This is a genomic window from Streptomyces sp. NPDC053426 (assembly GCF_055585405.1).
Map to the genome: position 1 here is coordinate 1 of NZ_JBVJKE010000015.1, position 23,577 is coordinate 23,577.

Below are 23,577 nucleotides of genomic sequence, written 5' to 3' on the forward strand. Positions count from 1 at the left end.
GGGGGGGGGTGGGGGGGGGGGGGGGGGGGGGGGGGGGGGGGGGGGGGAGGTGGGGGGGGGGGGGGGGGGGGGGGAAAGGGGGGGGGGGGGGGGGGTGGGGACCCCCCCCCCCCCCCACCGCCCGCTCATGTGTGCGCACCCCCGCGCCCCCGCTCGCGGGTTCACCCACCGGAGCCCCTCTGTGGGCCTCAGCACACTTCAGCCTCGCAGGTCAACGGCAAGTTGACGGCCCTTCCGGGGCCGTGGTGGACTGCCTCAGCCACTACGGCGGCAGGAGAGGAAGCCGGTGCGATTCCGGCGCGGTCCCGCCACTGTCACCGGGGTGAACACCCCGGGAGCCAGGAACTCTCACCGCCGGTCTCGTCGAACCAGGGCGTGGACACCCTGAGTGAGGACATAACGCCATGCGCGGCTGCCTGCCGAGGTCGAACAGCGACACCTCACCCCGTTCCGGGGCCACTCCCGCCGGATCCGTCACCGGCTGACCCCGTGGGTGCCGATCGCGTGTTCGCGTACGGCGCCGCCGCCGGCCTCCTCGGCGACCTGCTGTTCGGCGATCCCCGCCGAGGGCATCCGGTCGCCGCTTTCGGGCGGGCCGCGGCTGCCGTGGAACGGGTGCTGTGGCGGGACGACCGGGGCCGGGGCGCGGTGCACACCGCCGTGTGCGTCGGCGGGACCGTCGCGCTGGGCGCCCTCGCCTCCCGCTGCGTACGCTCCTCCCCCGCCGCCTCCGCCGCCCTGACCGGTGTCGCCACCTGGGCCGTCGTCGGCGGGACCTCGCTGGCCCGGGAGGCCCGCGCCATCGGACGGGCGCTGGAGGCCGGGGACGTCGAGGCGGCGCGGGCGCGGCTGCCGCACCTGTGCGGGAGGGACCCGCAGGCCCTGGACGCCGACGGGATCGCCCGCGCGGTGGTCGAGTCCGTCGCCGAGAACACCTCCGACGCCGTGGTGGGCGCGCTGGTGTGGGGCGCCGTCGCCGGGGTGCCGGGCCTGCTCGGGTTCCGGGCCGTCAACACGCTGGACGCGATGGTCGGCCACAAGTCCCCCCGCCACCTCCGCTACGGCTGGGCCTCCGCCCGCCTCGACGACGTCGCCGGCTGGCCGGGGGCGCGGCTGACCGCCGTACTCGCCGCGCTCGCGGGACCGGACCCGCGCGGGGCCGTACGGGCGTGGCGCGCGGACGCGGCCGAGCACCCGAGCCCCAACGCCGGGCCCGTCGAGGCGTCCTTCGCGGGCGCGCTCGGCGTACGGCTCGGCGGGACCCTCTCCTACGGCGGGCGGGTCGAGCACCGGCCCGTGCTCAACGGCGGCGGGCGTGCCGTCGCCGTGGCCGACATCGAGCGGACGGTACGGCTCTCCCGGCGGGTCGGCTGGCTCGCGCTCGGGGTCGCCGCCGCCGCGCGGAGCGTCATGAAGGGACGTGCATCGTGAGCGGTGGGGGGCTGCTGGTCGCCGGGACCACCTCGGACGCCGGCAAGAGCGTGGTGACCGCCGGGATCTGCCGGTGGCTGGTGCGGCAGGGCGTCAAGGTCGCGCCGTTCAAGGCGCAGAACATGTCGCTGAACTCGTTCGTGACCCGGGAGGGCGCCGAGATCGGGCGGGCGCAGGCCATGCAGGCCCAGGCCTGCCGCGTCGAGCCGACCGCGCTGATGAACCCGGTGCTGCTCAAGCCGGGCGGCGAGCGGTCCAGCCAGGTGGTGCTGCTGGGCAGGTCCGTCGGGGAGATGAGCGCCCGCGGGTACCACGGAGGGCGGCAGCAGCGGCTCCTCGGCACGGTGCTGGACTGTCTGGAGCAGTTGCGGGGCACGTATGACGCGGTGATCTGTGAGGGGGCCGGCAGCCCGGCCGAGATCAATCTGCGCCGCACCGACATCGTCAACATGGGGATCGCCCGGGGTGCCCGGCTGCCGGTTCTCCTGGTCGGCGACATCGACCGGGGCGGCGTCTTCGCGTCCTTCTTCGGCACCGTCGCCCTGCTCTCCCCCGAGGACCAGGAGCTGGTCGCCGGGTTCCTGGTGAACAAGTTCCGGGGCGACGTGTCGCTCCTGGAACCGGGGCTGGACATGCTGCACGGCCTGACCGGGCGGCGGACGTACGGCGTGCTGCCGTTCCGGCACGGGCTCGGGATCGACGAGGAGGACGGACTGCGGGTGTCCCTGCGGGGCGCCGTGCGGGAGTCCGTGGTCGCCGCGCCGGTCGGCGAGGACGTGCTGCGGGTCGCCGTGTGCGCGGTGCCGCTGATGTCCAACTTCACCGACGTGGACGCGCTCGCCGCCGAACCGGGTGTCGTGGTGCGGTTCGTGGACCGTCCCGAGGAACTGGCCGACGCCGACCTCGTGGTGGTGCCGGGCACGCGCGGGACCGTACGGGCGCTGGAGTGGCTGCGGGAGCGCGGGCTGGCGGACGCGCTGCGGCGACGGGCGGCCGAGGGGCGGCCCGTGCTCGGGATCTGCGGCGGCTTCCAGGTCCTCGGGGAGCACATCGAGGACGACGTCGAGAGCCGCGCGGGGCACGTGGACGGGCTGGGCGTCCTGCCCGTGCGGGTGCGGTTCGCCCGCGAGAAGACGCTCACGCGGCCCGTCGGCCAGGCCCTCGGGGAGCCCGTCGAGGGGTACGAGATCCATCACGGGGTCGCCGAGGTCGTAGCGGGTGAACCCTTCCTGGACGGCTGCCGGGTCGGGCAGACCTGGGGCACGCACTGGCACGGCTCGCTGGAGTCGGACGGTTTCCGGCGGGCCTTCCTGCGCGAGGTGGCCGCCGCCGCCGGCCGCCGCTTCGTACCGGCCCCCGACACCTCGTTCGCCGCGCTGCGCGAGGAGCAGCTCGACCGGCTCGGCGACCTGATCGAACAGCACGCGGACACGGACGCGCTGTGGCGGCTCATCGAGTCCGGCGTGCCGCAAGGACTGCCTTTCATTCCACCGGGAGCGCCCGCATGAGCACTGTGTTGTTGTTGTCGACCGCCGACACGGACCTGCTGGCGGCCCGTGCCTCCGGCGCCCCCTACCGGATCGGCAACCCGACCCGCGTGGACGTGGCGGACGAGCTGCCCGCGCTGCTGGACGGGGCGGACCTCGCCGTCGTACGGCTGCTGGGCGGCAAGCGCGCCTGGGAGGACGGGCTCGCGGCACTGAAGGCGTCCGGGCTCCCGGCGGTGCTGCTCGGCGGGGAGTCCGTGCCGGACGCGGAACTCATGGCCGAGTCGACCGTGCCGGCCGGTGTGGTCGCGGAGGCACTGCGGTACCTCGTCGAGGGCGGCCCGGACAACCTCACCGAACTGGCCCGGTTCCTGTCGGACACCGTGCTGCTGACCGGCGAGGGGTTCGAGGAGCCGCGCAGGATGCCGGAGTACGGGCCGCACGGGGAGCGGGCCGTGGTCGAGGGCCGTCCCACCGTCGGCGTGCTCTTCTACCGCGCGCACGAACTGAGCGGCAACACCGCCTTCGTGGACACGCTGTGCGACGCGATCGAGGCGCGGGGCGCCAACGCCCTTCCGGTCTACTGCGGTTCGCTGCGCGGGGCGGATCCCGAGCTGTACGCCCTGCTGGCGAAGGCCGACGCCCTCGTCGCCACCGTGCTCGCGGCCGGCGGCACGCACGCCTCGCAGGCGTCGGCGGGCGGTGACGAGGAGGCCTGGGACATCGGGGCGCTCGCCGACCTGAACGTGCCGGTGCTGCAAGGGCTGTGTCTGACGTCCTCGCGCGCCGCGTGGGAGGAGTCCGACGCCGCCCTGTCCCCCATGGACGCGGCGATGCAGGTCGCCATCCCGGAGTTCGACGGCCGGCTGATCACGGTCCCGTTCTCCTTCAAGGAGCAGGGCCCCGACGACGTCCCGGTGTACGTCGCCGACCCCGAGCGGGCCGCGCGGGTGGCCGGGATCGCCGTACGGCACGCCCGGCTGGGGCACAAGCCGAACGCCGAGAAGAAGCTGGCGCTGGTCTTCACCGCGTACCCGACGAAGCACTCGCGCGTCGGCAACGCGGTGGGGCTCGACACCCCGGCCTCGGCGGTGCGGGTGCTGGACGCGCTGCGGGAGGCGGGCTACGCCCTGACCGAATACCCGGACGACGGCGACGAGTTGATCCACCGGCTGATCGAGGCCGGCGGCCACGACGTCGAGTGGCTGACCGAGGAGCAGCTGGCCGCCGCGCCCGCGCGGGTGCCGTTGGCGGACTACCGGGCCTGGTTCGAGAAGCTGGACCCGGAGCTGCGGGACGGGATGCGTCAGGCGTGGGGCGAGCCGCCGGGGTCGCTGTACGTCGACGGGGACGACATCGTCCTCGCGTCGCTGCGGTTCGGGAACGTCGTGGTGATGATCCAGCCGCCGCGCGGCTTCGGGGAGAACCCGATCGCGATCTACCACGACCCCGACATGCCGCCGTCGCACCACTACATGGCGGCCTACCGCTGGCTGGAGAACAGTTTCGGCGCCGACGCGATCGTGCACATGGGCAAGCACGGCACGATGGAGTGGCTGCCGGGCAAGGGGCTGGGGCTGAGCGCCGGGTGCGCGCCGGACGCGGTGCTGGGCGACCTGCCGCTGATCTACCCGTTCATCGTCAACGACCCCGGCGAGGGCACGCAGGCCAAGCGGCGCGGGCACGCGACGGTGGTCGACCACCTGGTGCCGCCGATGGCGCGGGCCGACACCTACGGCGATCTCGCGAAGCTGGAGCAGCTGCTCGACGAGTACGCGCTGGTCTCCGACCTGGACCCGACGAAGGCACCGGCGGTACGGGCGCAGATCTGGACGCTGGTGAAGGCCGCCGAACTCCACCACGACCTGCACGTGGACGACCAGCCGGACGACGACGACTTCGACGAGTTCGTCATGCACATCGACGGCTATCTGTGCGAGATCAAGGACGTGCAGATCCGCGACGGCCTGCACGTCCTGGGCGGCGGCCCGGTCGGCGAGCCGCGCGTGAACCTGGTGCTGGCGGTGTTGCGCGCCTCGCAGGTGTGGGGCGGGCAGGCGAACGCCCTGCCGGGTCTGCGGGCCGCGCTGGCCGCGCGCTTCGGGCTGGTGGAGAAGGAGCTGCTGGCCGAGCCGGGCGCACCGGTGAAGGTGCCGGTGGAGCTGACGGACCTGGTGGACGGCCCCGCGCGTACGGGCGCCGACGCGATCGACCTGCTGGAGCAGCTCTGCCGGCGGTTCGCGGAGGGGATGGAGGAGCGCGGCTGGGCGGCCGAGGCGGTCCCCGCGCTGGTGCGCGAGGTGCTGGGCACGGAGCTTCCCGACGCGGTGGCCGTGTTGCGGTTCGCGTGCGAGGAGGTCGTGCCCCGGCTGGCCCGTACGACGGACGAGATCGGGCACATCCTGCGGGCGCTGGACGGCGGTTACGTCCCGGCGGGGCCCTCGGGCTCGCCCACGCGCGGACTGGTCAACGTGCTCCCGACCGGACGCAACTTCTACTCCGTCGACCCCAAGGCGATTCCGTCGCGGCTGAGCTGGGAGGTCGGGCAGTCGCTCGCCGACTCGCTGGTGCAGCGGTACCTGCAGGACACGGGCGAGTATCCGAAGTCCGTCGGCCTGACGGTGTGGGGCACGTCGGCGATGCGCACCCAGGGCGACGACATCGCCGAGATCCTGGCGCTGCTGGGGTGCCGTCCGGTGTGGGACGACGCGTCGCGGCGGGTGACGGGGTTCGAGGTGGTCGGCCTGGAGGAGCTGGGCCGGCCGCGCATCGACGTCACGGTCCGCATCTCCGGGTTCTTCCGGGACGCGTTCCCGCACGTCGTGGGGCTGATCGACGACGCGGTGCGGGCGGTGGCGGAGCTGGACGAGCCGGCCGACCGGAACTACGTACGCGCCCACGCCGACGAGGACACCGCCGAGCACGGCGACCGGCGGCGGGCCACGGCCCGTGTCTTCGGCTCGAAGCCGGGGGCGTACGGGGCGGGCCTGCTGCCGCTGATCGACGCGCGGAACTGGCGGTCGGACGCGGACCTCGCCGAGGTGTACGCGGTGTGGGGCGGCTACGCCTACGGGCGCGGGCTCGACGGGCGGGCGGCGCGCGGGGACATGGAGACGGCGTTCAAGCGGATCGCGGTGGCGGCGAAGAACGTCGACACGCGTGAACACGATCTGGTCGACGCCGACGACTACTTCCAGTACCACGGCGGCATGGTCGCCATGGTGCGGCACCTCACGGGGGCCAGCCCCGAGGCTTACGTCGGCGACTCGGCGACACCGGACCAGGTGAGGACCCGGACGCTGGGCGAGGAGACGCACCGGGTCTTCCGGGCGCGGGTGGTCAACCCGCGCTGGATGGCCGCGATGCGGCGCCACGGCTACAAGGGCGCCTTCGAGATGGCGGCGACCGTCGACTACCTCTTCGGCTACGACGCCACGGCCGGGGTCGTGGACGACTGGATGTACGAGAGGCTCAGCGCGGAGTACGTCTTCGACGCGGAGAACCGGGACTTCATGAAGAAGTCCAACCCCTGGGCGCTGCGCGGCATCACCGAGCGGCTGCTGGAGGCCGCCGACCGCGGACTGTGGGCGGAGCCGGACGCGGACACGCTGGAGCGGCTGCGCGCCACCTATCTGGAACTCGAAGGCGATCTGGAGGGCGACGACCAGTGACCACTCCCTTTCCGTTCACGGCCGTCGTCGGTCAGGACGACCTGCGGCTCGCGCTGCTGCTGAACGCCGTCTCCCCGGCGGTCGGCGGGGTGCTGGTGCGCGGTGAGAAGGGCACCGCGAAGTCGACCGCGGTGCGCGCTCTTTCGGCGCTGCTGCCGGAGGTCGCCGTGGTGCCCGGCTGCCGGTTCTCCTGTGACCCCTCGGCCCCGGACCCCGGCTGCCCGGACGGGCCGCACGAGAGCGGTGGCGGGGCCGCGCGGCCCGCCCGCATGGTCGAACTGCCCGTCGGCGCCTCCGAGGACCGGCTGGTCGGCGCGCTCGACATCGAGCGGGCGCTGGCGGAGGGCGTGAAGGCCTTCGAGCCGGGGCTGCTGGCCGACGCGCACCGGGGGATCCTGTACGTCGACGAGGTCAATCTTCTCCACGACCACCTGGTCGACCTGCTGCTGGACGCGGCGGCGATGGGTGCCTCGTACGTCGAGCGCGAGGGTGTCTCCGTACGGCACGCGGCACGCTTTCTGCTCGTCGGGACCATGAATCCGGAGGAGGGCGAGCTGCGGCCGCAGCTCCTCGACCGGTTCGGACTGACCGTCGAGGTGGCCGCCTCGCGCGAGCCCGACCAGCGGGTGGAGGTCGTACGGCGGCGGCTCGCGTACGACGACGACCCCGCCGCCTTCGCCGCGCGGTGGGCCGAGGAGGAGGCCGCCGTCCGGGCGCGGATCGTGGCGGCGCGGGAGCTGTTGCCGTCGGTGCGGCTCGGGGACGGGGCGCTGCGGCAGATCGCGGCGACCTGTGCGGCGTTCGAGGTGGACGGCATGCGGGCCGACATCGTGATGGCGCGTACGGCGACCGCGCTGGCCGCCTGGGCCGGGCGGACGGATGTGCTGGCCGAGGACGTGCGGCAGGCGGCGCTGCTGGCCCTCCCCCACCGGCGGAGGCGGAACCCGTTCGACGCGCCCGGCCTGGACGAGGACAAGCTCGACGAGACGCTGGAGGAGTTCGGGGGCGACGACGGTCCCGACACCGATCCGGACGGGCCCGGCGGGGGTGGCGGGCAGCCGCCCGCGGAGGGTCCGGAGGGCGGTGGTGACGCGGGGGCGCCGGCCGAGGCCGAGGGGTCCGGGGAGCCACAGCCCGCCGGGGCCGGTTCCGGTGAGCGGTCGCCCGTGGGTGCCGCCGAGCCGTTCCGTACGAAGGTGCTGAGTGTTCCCGGTATCGGTGAGGGTGCCGCCGGGCGGCGGTCGCGGGCGCGGACCGAGCACGGGCGGACGACGGGGGCGCGGCGGCCCGGCGGTGCGCTGACCAAGTTGCACCTGGCGGCGACCGTGCGGGCGGCGGCTCCGCATCAGCGGGCGCGGGGGCGGTCCGGGCCGGGGCTGGTGGTGCGGCGGGACGATCTGCGGCAGGCCACGCGCGAGGGGCGCGAGTCCAATCTCGTGCTGTTCGTCGTCGACGCCTCCGGGTCGATGGCCGCGCGGCAGCGGATGGGCGCCGTGAAGGGTGCCGTGGTGTCGCTGCTGCTCGACGCCTACCAGCGGCGGGACAAGGTGGGTCTGGTGACCTTCCGGGGGTCGGCGGCCGATGTGGCGCTGCCGCCCACGTCGTCGGTGGACGCCGCGGCGGCGCGGCTGGAGTCGCTGCCGACCGGTGGGCGGACCCCGCTGGCGGCGGGGCTGCTCAAGGCGCACGACGTGCTGCGGGTGGAACGGCTGCGGGACCCGGCGCGACGGGCGCTGGTCGTCGTGGTGACGGACGGGCGGGCGACCGGTGGTCCGGAGCCGGTCGCGCTGGCCTCGCGGGCGGCCCGGCTGTTCGCCGCCGACGGGGTCGCCTCCGTGGTCGTGGACTGCGAGTCGGGGCCGGTGCGGCTGGGGCTCGCCGGGCGGCTGGCCGGTGAGCTGGGCGGCAGTGCCGTGACGCTGGACGAGCTGCGGGCGGACAGCATCGCCGGGCTGGTGAAGGACGTGCAGAGGAGGGCCGCGTAATGCCGAAGGGACAGCCGAGTGTCGTACCCGATGACGGTCTGACGACGCGTCAGCGGCGTAACCGGCCGCTGGTCGTCGTGCACACGGGCGTCGGGAAGGGGAAGTCGACCGCCGCGTTCGGGCTGGCGTTGCGGGCCTGGAACCAGGGGTGGCCGATCGGGGTGTTCCAGTTCGTCAAGTCGGCGAAGTGGAAGGTCGGCGAGGAGAACGCGCTGCGCGTGCTGGGTGCGAGCGGTGAGGGCGGGTCCGTCGACTGGCACAAGATGGGTGAGGGCTGGTCGTGGGTGCAGCGCGATCAGCAGATGGACAACGAGGAGAAGGCCCGCGAGGGCTGGGAGCAGGTCAAGCGGGACCTCGCCGCCGAGACGTACAGGCTGTACGTGCTCGACGAGTTCGCCTACCCGATGCACTGGGGGTGGGTGGACACCGACGAGGTGGTGTCCGTGCTGCGGGAGCGGCCGGGGACGCAGCATGTCGTGATCACGGGACGGAACGCGCCGGAGAAGCTGGTGGGGTTCGCCGATCTCGTGACCGACATGTCCAAGGTGAAGCACCCCATGGATGCCGGGCAGAAGGGGCAGAGGGGCATCGAGTGGTGAGCTCTGTTCCGCGGCTGGTCATTGCCGCGCCCTCGTCGGGGAGCGGGAAGACCACCGTCGCCACGGGGTTGATGGCCGCGCTGTCCGCGCGGGGGTTCGCCGTGTCCCCGCACAAGGTGGGGCCCGACTACATCGACCCCGGGTACCACTCGCTGGCCACCGGGCGGGTGGGGCGGAACCTCGACGCGTATCTGTGCGGGCCGGAGCTGGTGGCCCCGTTGTTCGCGCACGGTGCGCGGGGGTGTGACGTCGCCGTGGTCGAGGGCGTGATGGGGCTGTACGACGGGGCCGCGGGGGAAGGGGAGCTGGCGTCCACCGCGCAGGTGGCGAAGTCGTTGCGGGCGCCGGTCGTGCTGGTCGTCGACGCGTCGTCGCAGTCCCGGTCGGTGGCGGCGTTGGTGCACGGGTTCGTGAGCTGGGATCCGGAGGTCCGGGTCGGAGGGGTGATCCTGAACAAGGTCGCCTCGGACCGGCACGAGGGGTTGTTGCGGGAGGCGTTGGAGTCGGTCGGGGTGCCGGTGCTCGGTGTCCTGCGGCGGGCTGCTCAGGTGGAGACGCCGTCTCGGCATCTGGGGTTGGTGCCGGTTGCCGAGCGGGGCTCCGTGGCCGTCGAGGCCGTTTCGGCGATGGCCGCGCAGGTGGCCGCCGGGTGCGATCTGCCGACGTTGGTCGCGCTCGCGCGGAGTGCGGGGGCGTTGCCCTGTGCGGCTTGGGATGCGGATGAGGCTTTGGTTTCTTCGCCCCCGCCGCCCCTTCCCTCCCCCACTCTCGGCTTCGCTCGAGCGGGGGGACCCCCATCGTCCCTGGGGGCTGCGCCCCCAGACCCCCATCGGCCCTGCGGACCTCGTCCTCAAACGCCGGACAGGCTGAATGGTGTCGGCCGGGCTGTGAGGGTTGCCGTCGCGGGCGGGAACGCGTTCACGTTCTCGTACGCCGAGCATGCCGAGTTGCTCACCGCCGCCGGGGCCGAGGTCGTCGCCTTCGATCCCCTGCGGGACGAGGAACTGCCCGAGGGGACCGCCGGGCTGGTCATCGGGGGCGGGTTTCCCGAGGTGTACGCCTCCGAGCTGTCCGCCAACGAGTCGCTACGGAAGGCCGTCGCCGAACTCGCCCTGAGCGGGGCTCCCGTCGCGGCCGAGTGTGCCGGGCTGCTGTATCTGTGCCGGGAGCTGGACGGGCTGCCCATGTGCGGGGTGCTGGACGCCTCCGCGCGGATGTCGGAGCGGTTGACGCTGGGGTACCGGGACGCCGTGGCCGTGAGCGACAGCGCGCTGGCCGGCGCCGGTACGCGGATGCGGGGGCACGAGTTCCACCGGACCGTCGTCGAACCGGGGTCGGGGGACGCCCCCGCCTGGGGGATGCGGGCGCCCGAGCGGCGTGTCGAAGGTTTTGTACAGCGCGGTGTGCACGCGAGCTATCTGCACACGCACTGGGCGTCCGAGCCCGGTGTCGCCCGTCGGTTCGTGGAGAGGTGCCGCACGTCATGAGCAGCAGGCTGGTCGGGGTCGGGGTCGGGCCCGGGGATCCGGAGCTGGTGACCGTCAAGGGGGTCAACGCGCTGCGGGCCGCGGACGTCGTCGTCGTACCGGTGATGGACAGCGGTGAGCGGGGGCGGGCCGAGGCGACCGTGCTGCACTACGTGCCCGGCGAGAAGGTCGTCCGGGTGGTGTTCGCGCTGAACGAGCGGACCGACCGGGCGCGGCGCGAGGCGGCCTGGGACGCCGCCGGTGAGCGGGTCGCGGGGTTGTTGCGGGAGCACGGGGTCGTCGCCTTCGCGACCATCGGGGACCCCAATGTGTACTCGACGTTCACGTACCTCGCGCAGACCGTCGCCGAGTCCGTGCCGGACGCCGTCGTCGAGACCGTTCCCGGGATCACCGCCATGCAGGATCTCGCGGCGCGTTCCGGGGCCGTGCTGACCGAGGGGACCGAGCCGCTCACGCTGGTTCCGGTGACCGCGGGGGCCGCCGTGCTCAAGGACGCCCTGGCCGGGCCCGGGACCGTCGTCGCGTACAAGTTCGGGCGGCAGGCCGGTGAGGTCGCCGAGGCGCTGCGGGAGACCGGGCGGATCGGTGACGCGGTGTGGGGGTCGGCGCTCGGGCTGCCGGAGGAGTCGGTGCGGCCGGCCGCCGAGCTGGACGGGGCGCCGCTGCCGTATCTGTCGACGCTCATCGCGCCGCCGCGGCGTGACGGCGGGCGGGGCGGCAAGTTGTGAACCGGGCCGGGTCGTCCTCAGTGCGCGGCGCCCACCACCAGCCAGATGAACAGCGCGCCCGCGATCGTGCACAGCAGGGTGGAGCGGGCCGGGTGCTCGTGGTGGGCCTCGGGCAGGATCTCGGCCGCCGCGAGGTAGAGCAGGGCGCCGCCGAACAGGCCGAGGTAGCCGCCGAGCAGCGGTTCCGGGATGGTGAAGAACAGTGTGGACGCGGCGCCGGCGACCGGTGCCGCCGCGTCCGCGAACAGCATCGTCAGCGCGCGGCGGCGGGCGTTGCCGTAGACGCGCGTGAGGGTGTACGTGTTGAAGCCGTCCGCGAAGTCGTGGGCGACCACGGCCACCGCGACGGCGGCGCCCATGCCGCCGCCGACCTGGAAGGCCGCGCCGATCGCCACGCCGTCCATGGCGCTGTGGCCGACCATCGCGGCCGCGGCCGTGAGGCCCACCTCGGGCGTGCGGCCGTTCGTCTCTTCCGCGCCGTGTGCGGCCTGGCGGTGGGCCAGGAGGCGTTCCACCAGGTGGGCCAGGAGGAAGCCGGCGACGAAGAGCAGCAGGGCCGCGGGGACGCCGTACACCTCGGTGCCGGCCGTCTCCAGGGACTCCGGGAGGAGTTCGAGGCCGACGACGCCGAGCATCAGGCCGCCGGCCAGGCCCAGCACCAGGTGGCGGCGGTCGGTCACGCGGTGTGCCGACCAGCCGCCGGCCAGCGTCATCAGGAACGCGCCGAGCGCGACGAGGACCGCCATGTGTTCTTCGTATCCGATCGGCGACCGTCCGCGCACGCGTGACAGCCGCTCACCGCCCACCGTCTTCGACCATTCGCCAGACCATTCGCCAGAGAGGACCGATTTCCATGGCCGACGCCCCCACCGGCAAGGTGACCTTCGTCGGGGCCGGCCCCGGCGCCGCCGATCTGCTGACGTTCCGTGCCGCACGCGCCATCGCCGAGGCCGATGTCGTGATCTGGGCCGCCAGCCTGGTGCAGGAGGAGGTCCTCCGGCACGCTCGGGAGGGCGCGGAGATCCTCGACTCGGCGACGATGTCCCTGGAGGACGTCGTGGCCGTCTACGAGCGGGCCCGCGCGGACGGGCTGAAGGTCGCGAGGATCCATTCCGGCGACCCTGCGCTGTGGGGCGGGACGCAGGAGCAGGTCGACCGGTGTGCGGAGCTCGGCATCGCGACCGAGATCGTGCCCGGCGTGTCGTCGTTCTCGGCCGTCGCGGCGCTCGCGCAGCGCGAGCTGACCATTCCCGAGGTGGCGCAGTCCGTCGTGCTGACCCGGCTCGGCGGCGGCAAGACGCCGATGCCGCCGGGTGAGGAGGTCCGCGAGTTCGCGCGGCACGGCACCACCATGGCGGTCTTCCTGTCGGCCGCCCGCAGCGGGCAGCTGGTGCGGGAGTTGCTGGAGGGCGGCTATCCGACGTCCACGCCGGTCGTCGTCGCGTATCAGGCGACCTGGCCGGAGGAGCTGGTCGTGAAGTGCACGATCGGCACGCTGGAGGAGACGGTCAAGGAGCACAGGCTGTGGAAGCACACGCTGTTCCTGGTCGGCCCTGCCCTCGACGCGCACGGCACCCGCTCGCACCTGTACCACCCCGGTCACTTCCACGGTTTCCGCAAGGCCGACCCGGAGGCCCGCCGGGCGTTGCGTTCGCGGGGTGCGAGCACGTGATCACCGTCGTCGGGACGGGGACCGGTGCGCCGGTCGACGCCCGGGTGGCTGCGGGGGCGGAGCTGGTGGTCGGCGGGCGGCGGCATCTGGACGCCGTACGGCTGCCGGAGGGGGCCGAGCGGATCGTGCTCGGGCCGCTGGCGCCCGCGCTCGACGCCATCGGGAGGTACGTCGCCGAGGAGCGGCCGGTCGTGGTGCTGGCGTCCGGGGACCCCGGGTTCTTCGGGATCGTGCGGGCGCTGGCCGAGCGGTTCGGGCCGGAGCGGCTCGACGTGCGGCCCGGTGTCCCCTCCGTCGCCGCCGCGTTCGCGCGGGCCGGGCTGACGTGGGACGACGCCGTGGTGGTGAGCGCGCACGGGCGGGATCCGCGTACGGCGGTGAATCTGTGCCGGGCCCATCCGAAGGTCGCCGTGCTGACGGGCCCCGGGGCCGGTCCGGCCGAGCTGGGGGCCGCGCTGCGGGGCGACGCGCGGGTGCTGGTCGTCGCCTCCGCGCTGGGTTCCGCCGAGGAGCGGGTGGAGCGGGTGACGCCCGCCGAGGCCGCCGGGCGGGACTGGGGTGCGGCGGTGAGTGTGGTGCTGTGCCTGGACGAGTCGCGGGTCCTCGGGCCTGTACGGACCGTCGCGGGCGGGGCCGGGCGGCCCGTCGGCTGGGCGCTGGACGAGGCGGAGTTCGACCACCGCGACTCCATGATCACCAAGTTCGAGGTGCGGGCCCTGGCCCTGGCCCGGCTGGGGCCGCGCCCCGGTGAGCTGGTGTGGGACGTCGGCGCGGGGTCGGGGTCCGTGGCTGTGGAGTGCGCGCGGCTCGGTGCCGCCGTCACCGCCGTCGAGAAGACGCCGGACGGGGTGGAGCGGGTCCGCGCCAACGCCGCCGCGCACGGGGTCGACGTGCGCGTGGTGCACGGGTCGGCGCCGGATGTGCTGGCCGGCCTCGACGAGGACCCCGACGCCGTGTTCGTCGGCGGCGGGGGGCGCGGACTGCCGGCGGTCGTCACCGCGTGCGCGCGACGGGCGCGGCGGACGGTCGTCGTCGCCATGGCCGCGCTCGACCGGGTTCCGGCGGCCCGTGCGGCGCTGACGGACGCCGGTTTCTCCTGCGACGGGGTGCTGTTGCAGTCCTCGCGCCTCGCGCCGCTGCCGGGTGACGTGACCCGGCTGGCGGCGACCAATCCCGTTTTCCTGCTGTGGGGCGTCCGGCTCCCGGCACGCGAGGAAGGAGCCGGCGGTTGAGTCCTCTCCTTCACGAGCGTGAGCCGCTGAGTCCGACGCGATCGACACCAGCCGGGCTGGAACCAGCCCGGTTCATGAAGTTGTTGGAGGTTACTGCTGTGCCGGCTTGGTTCTCGCCCAGCGATGCGCGCCCGCACCGGTCACCGGTGGGGGGTACCCGGTGATCGGTCTCATTGCCGCCACGGCGGCCGGAGCGGCCGCGCGGGACCGGCTGGCCGCCGTGTGGCCGGACCGTACGCGGGTGTACGAGGGTCCCGTGCCCGATGCCGTGCGGGCCGCGTTCGCCGAGTGCGAGCAGCTCGTGTGCTTCCTGGCCACGGGGGCCGTGGTGCGGCTGGTGGCGCCGCTGCTGCACGACAAGGCGAGCGATCCGGGGGTGGTCTGTGTCGACGAGGGCGGACGGTTCGCGGTGTCGCTGGTCGGCGGGCACGGCGGCGGGGCGAACGAGCTGGCCCGCGCGGTCGGTGGGGTGCTGGGCGCCGAGCCGGTGGTGACGACGGCGACCGACGCGGCCGGTCTGCCGGGCCTGGACACCCTCGGTCTGCCGGTGGAGGGCGACGTCGCCGCCGTGTCCCGGGCCCTGCTGGACGGTGAGGCGGTGGCGTTGCGCGCCGAGGTGAGCTGGCCGCTGCCGCCGCTCCCGGTCGCGGACGAGGGGTCGTACACGATCCGGGTCACGGACCGGCTGGCCGAGCCGGGCGAGCGGGAGGCGGTGCTCCGGCCGCCGACCCTCGTCGTCGGCGTCGGGGCCTCGAAGGGCGCCCCCGTGGACGAGGTGCTCGGCCTGGTCGGGGACGCCCTGCGCGAGGCGGGGCTGTCGGCGGCGTCGGTCGCCGAGCTGGCCACCGTGGACGCCAAGGCCGGCGAGCCCGGCATCGTGGAGGCGGCGCGGCGGCTCGGGGTGCCCCTGGTGACGTACGCCGCCGGGGAGCTGGCGCGCGTCGAGGTGCCCAACCCGTCCGACGCGCCGCTGGCCGCCGTCGGCACGCCGTCGGTCGCGGAGGCCGCCGCGCTGGTGGGCGGGGGCGAACTCCTCGTGCCGAAGCGGAAGTCGGCGGCGCTGCCCGCGATGGCGACCTGTGCCGTCGTACGGCGTCCGGGGCGCGGGCGGCTCGCGGTGGTCGGTCTCGGGCCGGGCGCCCGGGACCTGCTCACCCCGCGGGCGGAGGCCGAACTGCGGCGCGCCTCCGTGCTGGTGGGGCTCGACCAGTACGTCGACCAGATCCGCGATCTGCTGCGGCCGGGCACGCGGGTGCTGGAGTCAGGTCTCGGTGCGGAGGAGGAGCGGGCGCGGACGGCCGTCGCCGAGGCCCGGCGCGGGCAGGCGGTCGCGCTCATCGGCAGCGGGGACGCGGGCGTGTACGCCATGGCCTCCCCCGCGCTCGCGGAGGCGTCCGACGACATCGACGTGGTCGGGGTGCCGGGCGTGACGGCGGCGCTGGCGGCCGGGGCGATCCTGGGGGCGCCGCTGGGCCACGACCATGTGTCGATCAGCCTGTCCGACCTGCACACGCCGTGGGAGGTCATCGAGCGGCGGGTGCGGGCGGCGGCCGAGGCGGACATCGTGGTGACGTTCTACAACCCGCGCAGCCGGGGCCGTGACTGGCAGCTCCCGAAGGCCCTCGCGATCCTCGCGGAGCACCGGGAGCCGGCCACACCGGTCGGGATCGTGCGCAACGCGTCCCGCGCGGACGAGTCGAGCCGGCTGACCACGCTGGCCGCGCTCGATCCGGCGACGGTCGACATGATGACGGTCGTGACCGTGGGCAACACGGCGACCCGTGAGATCGCGGGGCGCATGGTCACCCCGCGCGGCTACCGCTGGCAGGAGGAGGCGCGGTGAACCGCGTGGTGCACCCCATCGAGCAGGAGTCCTTCCGGCGGCTGCGGGCCCGCCTCGACACCTCGCACTTCCCGCCGCTGACCCGGGCGGTGGTGGAGCGGGTCATCCACTCCGCGGCCGACCTGGAGTACGCGTCCGATCTCGTCATGGACGAGGGCGAGTTGGCGAAGGCCCATGCCGCGCTGCACGCCGGGGCGCCGGTCGTGGTGGACGTGGAGATGGTCGCGGCCGGGATCACCCGCCGGCCGACCGTGTGCCGGCTGAAGGACGCCGTCGCCGGTCCCGGTCTGACGCGTTCCGCGCACGCCGTGCGGCTGGCGTACGAGGAGGTCGGGCCCGGCGCCCTGTGGGTGATCGGCTGTGCGCCGACCGCCCTGGAGGAGCTGCTGACCCTGGACGCCTCCCCCGCGCTCGTCGTCGGTCTGCCCGTCGGTTTCGTCGGGGCGGCCGAGTCCAAGGCCGCGCTGCGGGAGAGCGGGCTGCCCGCCGTGAGCAACGTGTCCGAGAAGGGCGGATCGGCGGTCGCCGCCGCCGCGCTCAACGCCCTGCTGTACCACCCCGCTTCACCTGAACCCGAGGAGAACCTGTGACCACCCCGCCCGCCCTGCTCATCGCCGGCCACGGCACCCGGGACGACGCCGGAGCGGAGGCGTTCCGCGACTTCGTGCGGGAGCTGGGGCGCCGCCACCCCGAACTGCCCGTCGCGGGCGGGTTCATCGAGCTGTCCCCGCCGCCGCTGGGCGAGGCCGTCGCCGAGCTGGTGGAGCGGGGGGCGCGGCGGTTCGCCGCCGTACCGCTGATGCTGGTGTCCGCCGGGCACGCCAAGGGGGACATCCCGGCCGCGCTGGCCCGCGAGAAGGAACGGCACTCCGGGATCTCGTACACGTACGGCCGTCCGCTCGGCCCGCACCCCGCGCTGCTGAGCGTGCTGGAGCGGCGGCTGGCGGAGGCGGTGGACCCGTCCTGGGACCCGGCCGGGGTGACCGTGCTGCTGGTGGGGCGCGGGTCGACGGACCCGGACGCCAACGCCGAGGTGTTCAAGGCGGCGCGGCTGCTGTGGGAGGGGCGCGGGTACGCGGGCGTGGAGACGGCGTTCGTGTCGCTGGCGGCGCCGGACGTGCCGGGCGGGCTGGACCGCTGTGCGCGGCTGGGGGCGCGCAGGGTCGTGGTGCTGCCGTACTTCCTGTTCACCGGGATCCTGCCGGACCGGGTGCGGCTGCAGACGCAGGAGTGGGCGGCGGCGCACCCGGAGACCGAGGTGCGGTCGGCGGACGTCATCGGTCCGGAGCCGGAGCTGCTGGATCTGGTGTGGGAGCGGTACGAGGAGGCCGTGAAGGGTGATCTGCGGATGAACTGCGACTCGTGCGTGTACCGGATCGCGCTGCCGGGCTTCGAGGACAAGGTGGGGCAGCCGCAGCAGCCGCACTTCCACCCGGACGACGACGGCCACCACCACGGGCATCACCACGGGCACGGCCACGCGCACTCCCATGCGCACTGAGCCGACGGCCGGCGGGCACGATCTGCGGCACCACGGGGACGCCGAGGTCCGTGACGACGGCGTCGCGCTGGTCGACCTCGCGGTGAACGTCCGCGCGGACACGCCGCCACCGTGGCTGCGGGAGCACATCGCCGGGTCGCTGTCGGGGCTGGCCGCCTACCCGGACGGGCGGGCCGCGCGGGCGGCGGTGGCGGCGCGGCACGGGCTGCCGGTGGAGCGGGTGCTGCTGACGGCCGGTGCGGCGGAGGCGTTCGTGCTGCTGGCGCGGGCGCTGAAGGTACGCCGGCCGGTGGTGGTGCATCCGCAGTTCACGGAGCCGGAGGCGGCGCTGCGGGACGCCGGGCACACGGTGGACCGGGTGCTGCTGCGGGAGGCGGACGGCTTCCGGCTGGACCCGGCGGCGGTGCCGGAGGACGCGGACCTGGTGGTGATCGGCAACCCGACGAACCCGACGTCGGTGCTGCACCCGGCGGCGTCGGTCGCCCGGCTCGCCCGGCCGGGGCGGACGCTGGTGGTGGACGAGGCGTTCATGGACGCGGTGCCGGGTGAGCGCGAGGCGCTGGCCGGGCGTACGGACGTTCCCGGTCTCGTCGTCCTGCGCAGTCTCACCAAGACGTGGGGGCTCGCGGGGCTGCGGATCGGTTACGTCCTGGCGGCCGCGGAGACCGTCGCGGAACTGGAGCGCGCGCAGCCGTTGTGGCCGGTGTCCACGCCGGCGCTGGCGGCGGCGGAGGCGTGTGTGGGGTCCCGGGCCCTCGCGGAGGCGGCCGACGCGGCGCGGCGCATCGCTGCGGACCGTGATCACCTGGTCGCGGGGCTGCGGGAGTTCGCCGACCGCGGTCTGCGGGTCGTGGAGCCCGCCGAGGGGCCCTTCGTCCTGGTCCGGCTGCCGGACGCGGTGGCGGTACGGCGACGGTTGCGGGGGCTCGGTTACGCGGTGCGGCGCGGGGACACGTTTCCGGGGCTGGATGAGGAGTGGCTGCGGCTGGCGGTGCGGGGGCGGGGGACGGTGGACGGGTTCCTGGGCGCGCTGGGGCAGGTACTGAGAACGGTCTGATTCGCCCCCGCCGCCCCTTCCCGTTCCGACCTGGGCTCCGCCCCGGACCCCGCTCCTCGGCTGAAATTCAGCCCCTCCGGCGTTTGAGGAGCGGGGGTCCGGGGGCAGCGCCCCCGGGGGACGGGAACGGGAAGGGGCGGCGGGGGCGAAAAACGTCAGTCCCCGCGCCCCCGCCGAGCCAGCACCACCGCTCCACCCCCCGCCGCCAGCAGGGCAACCGCACCCCCCGCGACATACGGCGTCATCGAGTCACCACCCGTCTCGGCCAGATTGGCCCCCGCCCGCGCCCCACGCGCCCCCTGCGGCTGAACACCGGCGGCCTCCCCCTGAGCCGCAGGAGCCGCAGAAGCGGCCGGAGCGGCCGGAGCCTCACACATCGCCTCGGCCAGAGTGAGCGTGCCCTCGACCTCGGCGACGTTCAGCTTCAACGGGTTGACGGACACCTTGAGCTGAAGCGCGGTCGCTGCGGCCGTCGTCGACGTGGTGTGGGTCTTCGACAGGTCCAGCCGGACCGACCCGACCCCCGGCACCTCGACATGGGTGGGCCCCCCGGCCGTCAGCCTGACGCGTTTGCCGAGGACCCTCACCGAGGCGGGCAGCGTCACCGAGGCGTGCGGGGTCTTCCCGGTCTCGCAGACCGCCCTGGAGCTCACCGCCTCGAGCTCGACGACCGACAGCAGCGGCAGACCGGGCACGTGGAGCCGCGCCCCGGAGAGGGTGGTGGACGCCTCGGCCCGGTCACCGTTCACCGTCGCCTCCGCGTCGGCCACCTCCGCCCGCAGCACACTGAAGGGCTTGCCGCCGTCGACGCCGTCGAGGGTGGCGGTGAGGGCCGTCTTCCGCGCGCTCTGCGGTGCCCGGACCTCGTTGAGGGAGACGGTGAGCGGGGCGTTCACCGTCTTGTTGAGCAGGGACACGTCGAGCCCGGTGCGCAGCACGGCGGCGCTCGCCGTGCCGTGGCCCCCGGTGGCGTGCGCGGAGCCCGCTCCGGCCAGCGCCGCGGGACCGGCGGCGAGCGCGCAGGCCGCGGTGACGGCAGCCCAACGGCGTGCGGGCATACGGAAGTTGGTGCTGTTCAAGGTGGTGGGACCCCCATGAGACATGACTGGGACCCGGAAAGAATGTCCGCGCGGACGGCGGGCCGTCAGCGTTCCGGTGACTCTTCACTCCATCGTGGCGAGTCAGCGAATGTTTTCGATTACCGGGGCACGGCTGTTCCCCGCCGTCCCCCTCGTGCGCCCCGCAGGGCATCCGCCTTATCCGACCACGCGCCCGTTCAGCACCACCCGGCGCGGATCCGTCAGTACGCGGACGTCCGCGCGCGGGTCGGAGCCGTAGACCACCAGGTCCGCCGGCGCGCCCTCCTCCAGGCCCGGCCGGCCGAGCCACTTCCTGGCCGCCCAGGTCCCGGCCGCGAGCGCCTCGACCGGTGGAATGCCGGCCTTGGCCAGCTCCGCGACCTCGTCGGCCGCCAGGCCGTGCGGGAGGGTGCCGCCGGCGTCCGTGCCGACGAAGACGGGGATGCCGGCGTCGTGGGCGGAGCGCACGGTGTCGTAACGGCGTTCGTGGAGCCGGCGCATATGGGCCGACCAGCGGGGGAACTTGGACTCGCCGCCGTCGGCGAGTGCGGGGAAGGTGGCGATGTTGACGAGGGTGGGGACGATCGCGACGCCCCGTTCGGCGAAGAGCGGGATGGTGTCGTCGGTCAGGCCCGTGGCGTGTTCGACGCAGTCGATGCCGGCCTCGACCAGGTCCCGCAGGGAGTCCTCGGCGAAGCAGTGGGCGGTGACGCGGGCGCCCAGCCGGTGCGCCTCGGCGATCGCCGCCTCGACGGCGCCGCGCGGCCAGCAGGCCGACAGGTCGCCCAGGTCGCGGTCGATCCAGTCGCCCACCAGCTTCACCCAGCCGTCGCCGCGCCGGGCCTCCTGCGCGACGTAAGCGACGAGGTCCTCGGGCTCGATCTCCCAGGCGTAGTTGCGGATGTAGCGGCGGGTGCGGGCGATGTGCCGGCCAGCCCGGATGATCTTCGGGAGGTCGTCGCGGTCGTCGGTCCAGCGGGTGTCGGAGGGCGAGCCGGCGTCGCGCAGCAGCAGGGCGCCGGCGTCGCGGTCGGTGAGTGCCTGCTTCTCCGCGACGTCCTCGGGGACGGCACCGTGCCGGTCCAGGCCCACATGGCAGTGGGCGTCGACCAGTCCGGGCAGCACCCAGCCGTCGACGGTGCGGATGTCGCGGGCGCCGGCGGGACGGTCGTAGGAGATCCGGCCGCCGACGACCCACAGCTCGTCGCGGACCTCGTCCGGGCCGACGAGGATCCGCCCCTTCACGTGCAGCACCGCGCGTTCGCTCATGTACCGCACCCTAGTCAGCCGCTACTCGGACTTGCCCACCTGGTCCGAGGTCTCCTCCTCCACGTCCGCCATGGCGGGGTCGAGGAGGCGGGAGAGGAAGTGGCGGGTGCGTTCGTGGCGGGGCCGGCCGATGACCTGCTCGGGGGCGCCGTCCTCGACGACCACTCCGCCGTCCATGAAGACGACCCGGTCGGCGACCTCGCGGGCGAAGGTCATCTCGTGGGTGACGACCATCATCGTCATGCCCTCGTTCGCGAGCATCCGCATGACGGCGAGGACGTCGCCGACCAGCTCGGGGTCGAGCGCCGAGGTCGGCTCGTCGAACAGCATCACCTCGGGGCCCATGGCCAGCGCGCGGGCGATGGCGACGCGCTGCTGCTGGCCGCCGGAGAGGGAGGACGGGTAGGCGTCCGCCTTCTCGGCGAGGCCCACCCGCCCCAGGTTCTCCGCGGCGACCTTCGCGGCCTCCGCCTTGCCCCTGCGCAGCACCCTGCGCTGCGGCAGCGTGAGGTTCTCGGTCACGGTGAGGTGCGGGAAGAGGTTGAACTGCTGGAAGACCATGCCGATGCGGCGGCGTACGGCGTCGATGTCGACGTCCGGGTCGGTGAGTTCGGTACCGCCGACGAAGACCTGGCCCTCGGTGGGTTCCTCCAGGAGGTTCACGCACCGCAGCAGGGTCGACTTGCCCGACCCGGACGGGCCGATCACGCAGACGACCTCGCCCTGGCCGATCTCCAGGTCGATGCCGCGCAGCACCTGGTTGTCGCCGAAGGACTTGCGCAGACCGCTGACGCGGATCTCCGGTCGGCTCGGGGTCATTTCACGGCCTCCTGGGCCTTGGCCTCCATACGGCGCACGACGAAGCCGAGCGGGACGGTGATCAGCAGGTAGCACAGGCCGGCCACCAGGATGGGAGTGGAGTTGGCGGTCTGGCTGGCCAGGTCGCGGCCGTACTTGGACAGTTCGCGCTCCTCCAGGGTGACGCCGAGGAACAGCACCAGCGAGGAGTCCTTGAAGAGCAGGACGAGTTCGTTGGTGAGCGGCGGCAGGATGATGCGGAAGGCCTGCGGAATGATGATGGAGACCATGGCGCGGGCGGGCGAGAAGCCCAGCGAACGGGCCGCCTCCATCTGCCCCTTGGGGACCGCCTGGATGCCGGCGCGGATCGTCTCCGCCATGTACGCGGCGGCCACCAGGCCGAGGGCGAGGGCGACCTTGCCGTACGTACCGCCGATGATCTCCGTACCGGGGAAGGCGAGCGGTACGGCGACGCCGATGAAGATGAAGATCAGCAGGGCGGGCAGGCCGCGGAAGATCTCGATGTAGACGCCGGCCAGCCAGCGGTACGGGCCGACGGACGACAGCCGCATCAGCGCGATCACCATGCCGAGGGCGAGCCCGACGGCGAAGCCGGTGACCGTGTAGAGCACGGTGTTCTTCAGCGCCAGCGTGATGACGTCGGGGAACATCCGCTCGGCGATGTCGGCCTGCGCGAACTGGTTCTGCAGCCTGCCCCAGTCGGCCGTGACCGCGAAGGCGATCACGGCCGCGACGAAGACGGCGTACTGGGCGCCGCGCGACAGGCTCCGCTTCTGGCGCCTGGTCAGGCCCTTCTTCTTCGGCTGGAGGGGGAGTTTCTCCGTGTCGGCCATGGGATCAGGACGCGGCCGGCGAGGCGGCGGACTCGTCGTACGGGCCGATCCACTTCTCGTACAGCTCCTTGTACGTGCCGTCGGCCTTGGCGTCCGCGAACGCCTTGTCGATGGCCTCGCGCAGCGCCGTGTTGCCCTTCTTCACCGTGACGCCGTACTGCTCGCCGGTGTCGATCTGCTCGGCGACCTCGAAGGCGTCGGCGTTGGCCTGGTCCTTCAGCCAGCCCTGGACGACGGGGTAGTCGATGACGACGGCCTTGACCTGGCCGGTGCGCAGGCCGTTGAGGACGGCGTCGGAGGACTCGAAGGAGACCGGGTCGAAGCCCTGGCCCTTGACGTAGTCCTCGCCGGTGGTCTGCGCCTGAGCGCCGAGCTTGACGTTCTTCGACTTCACGTCGGCGAGGGAGGCGACCCCGCTGTCCTTGTCGACGAGGACGGCCTGGGTGGCGTTGAAGTACGGGTCGGAGAAGTCGACGTTCTTCTTCCGCTCCTCGGTGATGGTCATACCGGCCGCGGCCAGGTCGCACTCGCCGGAGTTGAGGAAGGCGCCGGTCTTGAAGTTCTCGAACGGCGTGTCGAGGATCTCCTGCTTCACGCCCAGGTCCTCGGCGACCAGGTCGATCAGCGCGACGTCGAAGCCCTGCACCTTGCCGTCGATCTCCGACTGGAAGGGCGGGTACGGGAGGTGGGTGCAGGTGGTGAGCTGCCCCGCCTTGACGAGCTCGACACCGCCGGCGGCGGTCTTGGAGCCGCTGCCCGAGTCGTCGCTGGAGGTGCAGGCGGTCAGGAGGACCAGCCCGGCCGTCGCGGTGGTGGCGGCCAGCACACGGGCCCGGCGGCCGGGGAGCGTCTTCACGGGAGCCTCCTGTCAGGGAACTGTGAGT

Annotated in this window: 19 protein-coding genes and 1 riboswitch; of the genes, 13 read left to right on the forward strand and 6 right to left on the reverse strand. The window is 73.9% G+C overall.

Annotation, left to right across the window (positions count from 1 at the left end):
* Positions 1 to 229 precede the first annotated feature (229 nt).
* Positions 230 to 367, forward strand: a riboswitch (cobalamin riboswitch).
* A gap of 122 nt (positions 368 to 489) precedes the next feature.
* The 7 genes from ACZ62B_RS27585 to cobI are packed head-to-tail and all read left to right on the forward strand — an operon-like array spanning position 490 to position 11,388.
* Positions 490 to 1,431, forward strand: a complete 942-nt coding sequence (locus tag ACZ62B_RS27585; protein ID WP_468888700.1) for a cobalamin biosynthesis protein — start codon at positions 490 to 492, stop codon at positions 1,429 to 1,431.
* On the forward strand, positions 1,428 to 2,939 hold the full coding sequence (locus ACZ62B_RS27590) for a cobyric acid synthase (RefSeq protein WP_469692438.1): 1,512 nt from the start codon (positions 1,428 to 1,430) through the stop codon (positions 2,937 to 2,939). The genes ACZ62B_RS27585 and ACZ62B_RS27590 overlap by 4 nt, the downstream gene beginning before the upstream one ends.
* Entirely contained in the window at positions 2,936 to 6,589 is a 3,654-nt protein-coding gene (gene cobN / locus ACZ62B_RS27595) for a cobaltochelatase subunit CobN (protein WP_468888694.1), read from the forward strand. Before ACZ62B_RS27590 ends, cobN begins: the two co-directional genes overlap by 4 nt.
* The gene (locus ACZ62B_RS27600) at positions 6,586 to 8,574 is read left to right on the forward strand and encodes a putative cobaltochelatase (RefSeq protein WP_344563895.1); all 1,989 of its coding nucleotides are present in this window, start codon (positions 6,586 to 6,588) and stop codon (positions 8,572 to 8,574) included. The genes cobN and ACZ62B_RS27600 overlap by 4 nt, the downstream gene beginning before the upstream one ends.
* Positions 8,574 to 9,173 (forward strand): cob(I)yrinic acid a,c-diamide adenosyltransferase, encoded by a 600-nt coding sequence (cobO, locus tag ACZ62B_RS27605; protein WP_344563899.1) that lies wholly within the window; start codon positions 8,574 to 8,576, stop codon positions 9,171 to 9,173. Before ACZ62B_RS27600 ends, cobO begins: the two co-directional genes overlap by 1 nt.
* A complete protein-coding gene (locus ACZ62B_RS27610) occupies positions 9,167 to 10,660 on the forward strand; it encodes a cobyrinate a,c-diamide synthase (RefSeq protein WP_469692441.1) in 1,494 nt (497 codons plus the stop codon). The genes cobO and ACZ62B_RS27610 overlap by 7 nt, the downstream gene beginning before the upstream one ends.
* A complete protein-coding gene (cobI, locus tag ACZ62B_RS27615; RefSeq protein WP_469692443.1) occupies positions 10,657 to 11,388 on the forward strand; it encodes a precorrin-2 C(20)-methyltransferase in 732 nt (243 codons plus the stop codon). The genes ACZ62B_RS27610 and cobI overlap by 4 nt, the downstream gene beginning before the upstream one ends.
* Positions 11,389 to 11,405: 17 nt before the next feature.
* Here the strand turns inward: cobI and ACZ62B_RS27620 are convergent, their stop codons facing one another.
* Positions 11,406 to 12,134, reverse strand: a complete 729-nt coding sequence (locus ACZ62B_RS27620) for a ZIP family metal transporter (RefSeq protein WP_469692445.1) — start codon at positions 12,132 to 12,134, stop codon at positions 11,406 to 11,408.
* Positions 12,135 to 12,241: 107 nt separating this feature from the next.
* On the opposite strand from ACZ62B_RS27620, the gene cobM reads away from it, so the two are divergent.
* From cobM to cobC, 6 genes are all read left to right on the forward strand, one after another.
* Complete coding sequence (cobM, locus tag ACZ62B_RS27625) at positions 12,242 to 13,060, forward strand: precorrin-4 C(11)-methyltransferase (RefSeq protein WP_469692447.1); 819 nt, start codon at positions 12,242 to 12,244, stop codon at positions 13,058 to 13,060.
* Positions 13,057 to 14,292, forward strand: a complete 1,236-nt coding sequence (gene cbiE, locus ACZ62B_RS27630) for a precorrin-6y C5,15-methyltransferase (decarboxylating) subunit CbiE (protein ID WP_469692449.1) — start codon at positions 13,057 to 13,059, stop codon at positions 14,290 to 14,292. The genes cobM and cbiE overlap by 4 nt, the downstream gene beginning before the upstream one ends.
* 160 nt (positions 14,293 to 14,452) lie before the next feature.
* Positions 14,453 to 16,135, forward strand: a complete 1,683-nt coding sequence (cobJ, locus tag ACZ62B_RS27635) for a precorrin-3B C(17)-methyltransferase (protein ID WP_344563911.1) — start codon at positions 14,453 to 14,455, stop codon at positions 16,133 to 16,135.
* Entirely contained in the window at positions 16,132 to 16,725 is a 594-nt protein-coding gene (locus tag ACZ62B_RS27640; protein WP_344563913.1) for a precorrin-8X methylmutase, read from the forward strand. Before cobJ ends, ACZ62B_RS27640 begins: the two co-directional genes overlap by 4 nt.
* A complete protein-coding gene (locus ACZ62B_RS27645; protein ID WP_344563915.1) occupies positions 16,722 to 17,636 on the forward strand; it encodes a sirohydrochlorin chelatase in 915 nt (304 codons plus the stop codon). Before ACZ62B_RS27640 ends, ACZ62B_RS27645 begins: the two co-directional genes overlap by 4 nt.
* Positions 17,626 to 18,693, forward strand: coding sequence for an Rv2231c family pyridoxal phosphate-dependent protein CobC (gene cobC / locus ACZ62B_RS27650; protein WP_469692452.1), 1,068 nt, complete (start codon positions 17,626 to 17,628; stop codon positions 18,691 to 18,693). The genes ACZ62B_RS27645 and cobC overlap by 11 nt, the downstream gene beginning before the upstream one ends.
* Before the next feature lie 155 nt (positions 18,694 to 18,848).
* Here the strand turns inward: cobC and ACZ62B_RS27655 are convergent, their stop codons facing one another.
* The 5 genes from ACZ62B_RS27655 to ACZ62B_RS27675 all read right to left on the reverse strand — a co-directional run bounded on the left by ACZ62B_RS27655 (position 18,849) and on the right by ACZ62B_RS27675 (position 23,549).
* Positions 18,849 to 19,751: an SCO1860 family LAETG-anchored protein gene (locus ACZ62B_RS27655; RefSeq protein WP_469692454.1), complete on the reverse strand. Its 903-nt coding sequence runs from the start codon at positions 19,749 to 19,751 to the stop codon at positions 18,849 to 18,851.
* Positions 19,752 to 19,949: 198 nt separating this feature from the next.
* Positions 19,950 to 21,041, reverse strand: a complete 1,092-nt coding sequence (locus ACZ62B_RS27660; RefSeq protein ID WP_468721460.1) for an amidohydrolase family protein — start codon at positions 21,039 to 21,041, stop codon at positions 19,950 to 19,952.
* A 21-nt stretch (positions 21,042 to 21,062) separates the two neighbouring features.
* Positions 21,063 to 21,860 carry an amino acid ABC transporter ATP-binding protein gene (locus tag ACZ62B_RS27665; protein ID WP_468721458.1) on the reverse strand — a complete coding sequence of 266 codons (798 nt, stop codon included), beginning with the start codon at positions 21,858 to 21,860 and terminating at the stop codon, positions 21,063 to 21,065.
* Complete coding sequence (locus ACZ62B_RS27670; RefSeq protein WP_344563925.1) at positions 21,857 to 22,693, reverse strand: amino acid ABC transporter permease; 837 nt, start codon at positions 22,691 to 22,693, stop codon at positions 21,857 to 21,859. Before ACZ62B_RS27670 ends, ACZ62B_RS27665 begins: the two co-directional genes overlap by 4 nt.
* Before the next feature lie 4 nt (positions 22,694 to 22,697).
* Complete coding sequence (locus tag ACZ62B_RS27675; RefSeq protein ID WP_344563927.1) at positions 22,698 to 23,549, reverse strand: ABC transporter substrate-binding protein; 852 nt, start codon at positions 23,547 to 23,549, stop codon at positions 22,698 to 22,700.
* Between the last annotated feature and the right edge of the window lie 28 nt (positions 23,550 to 23,577).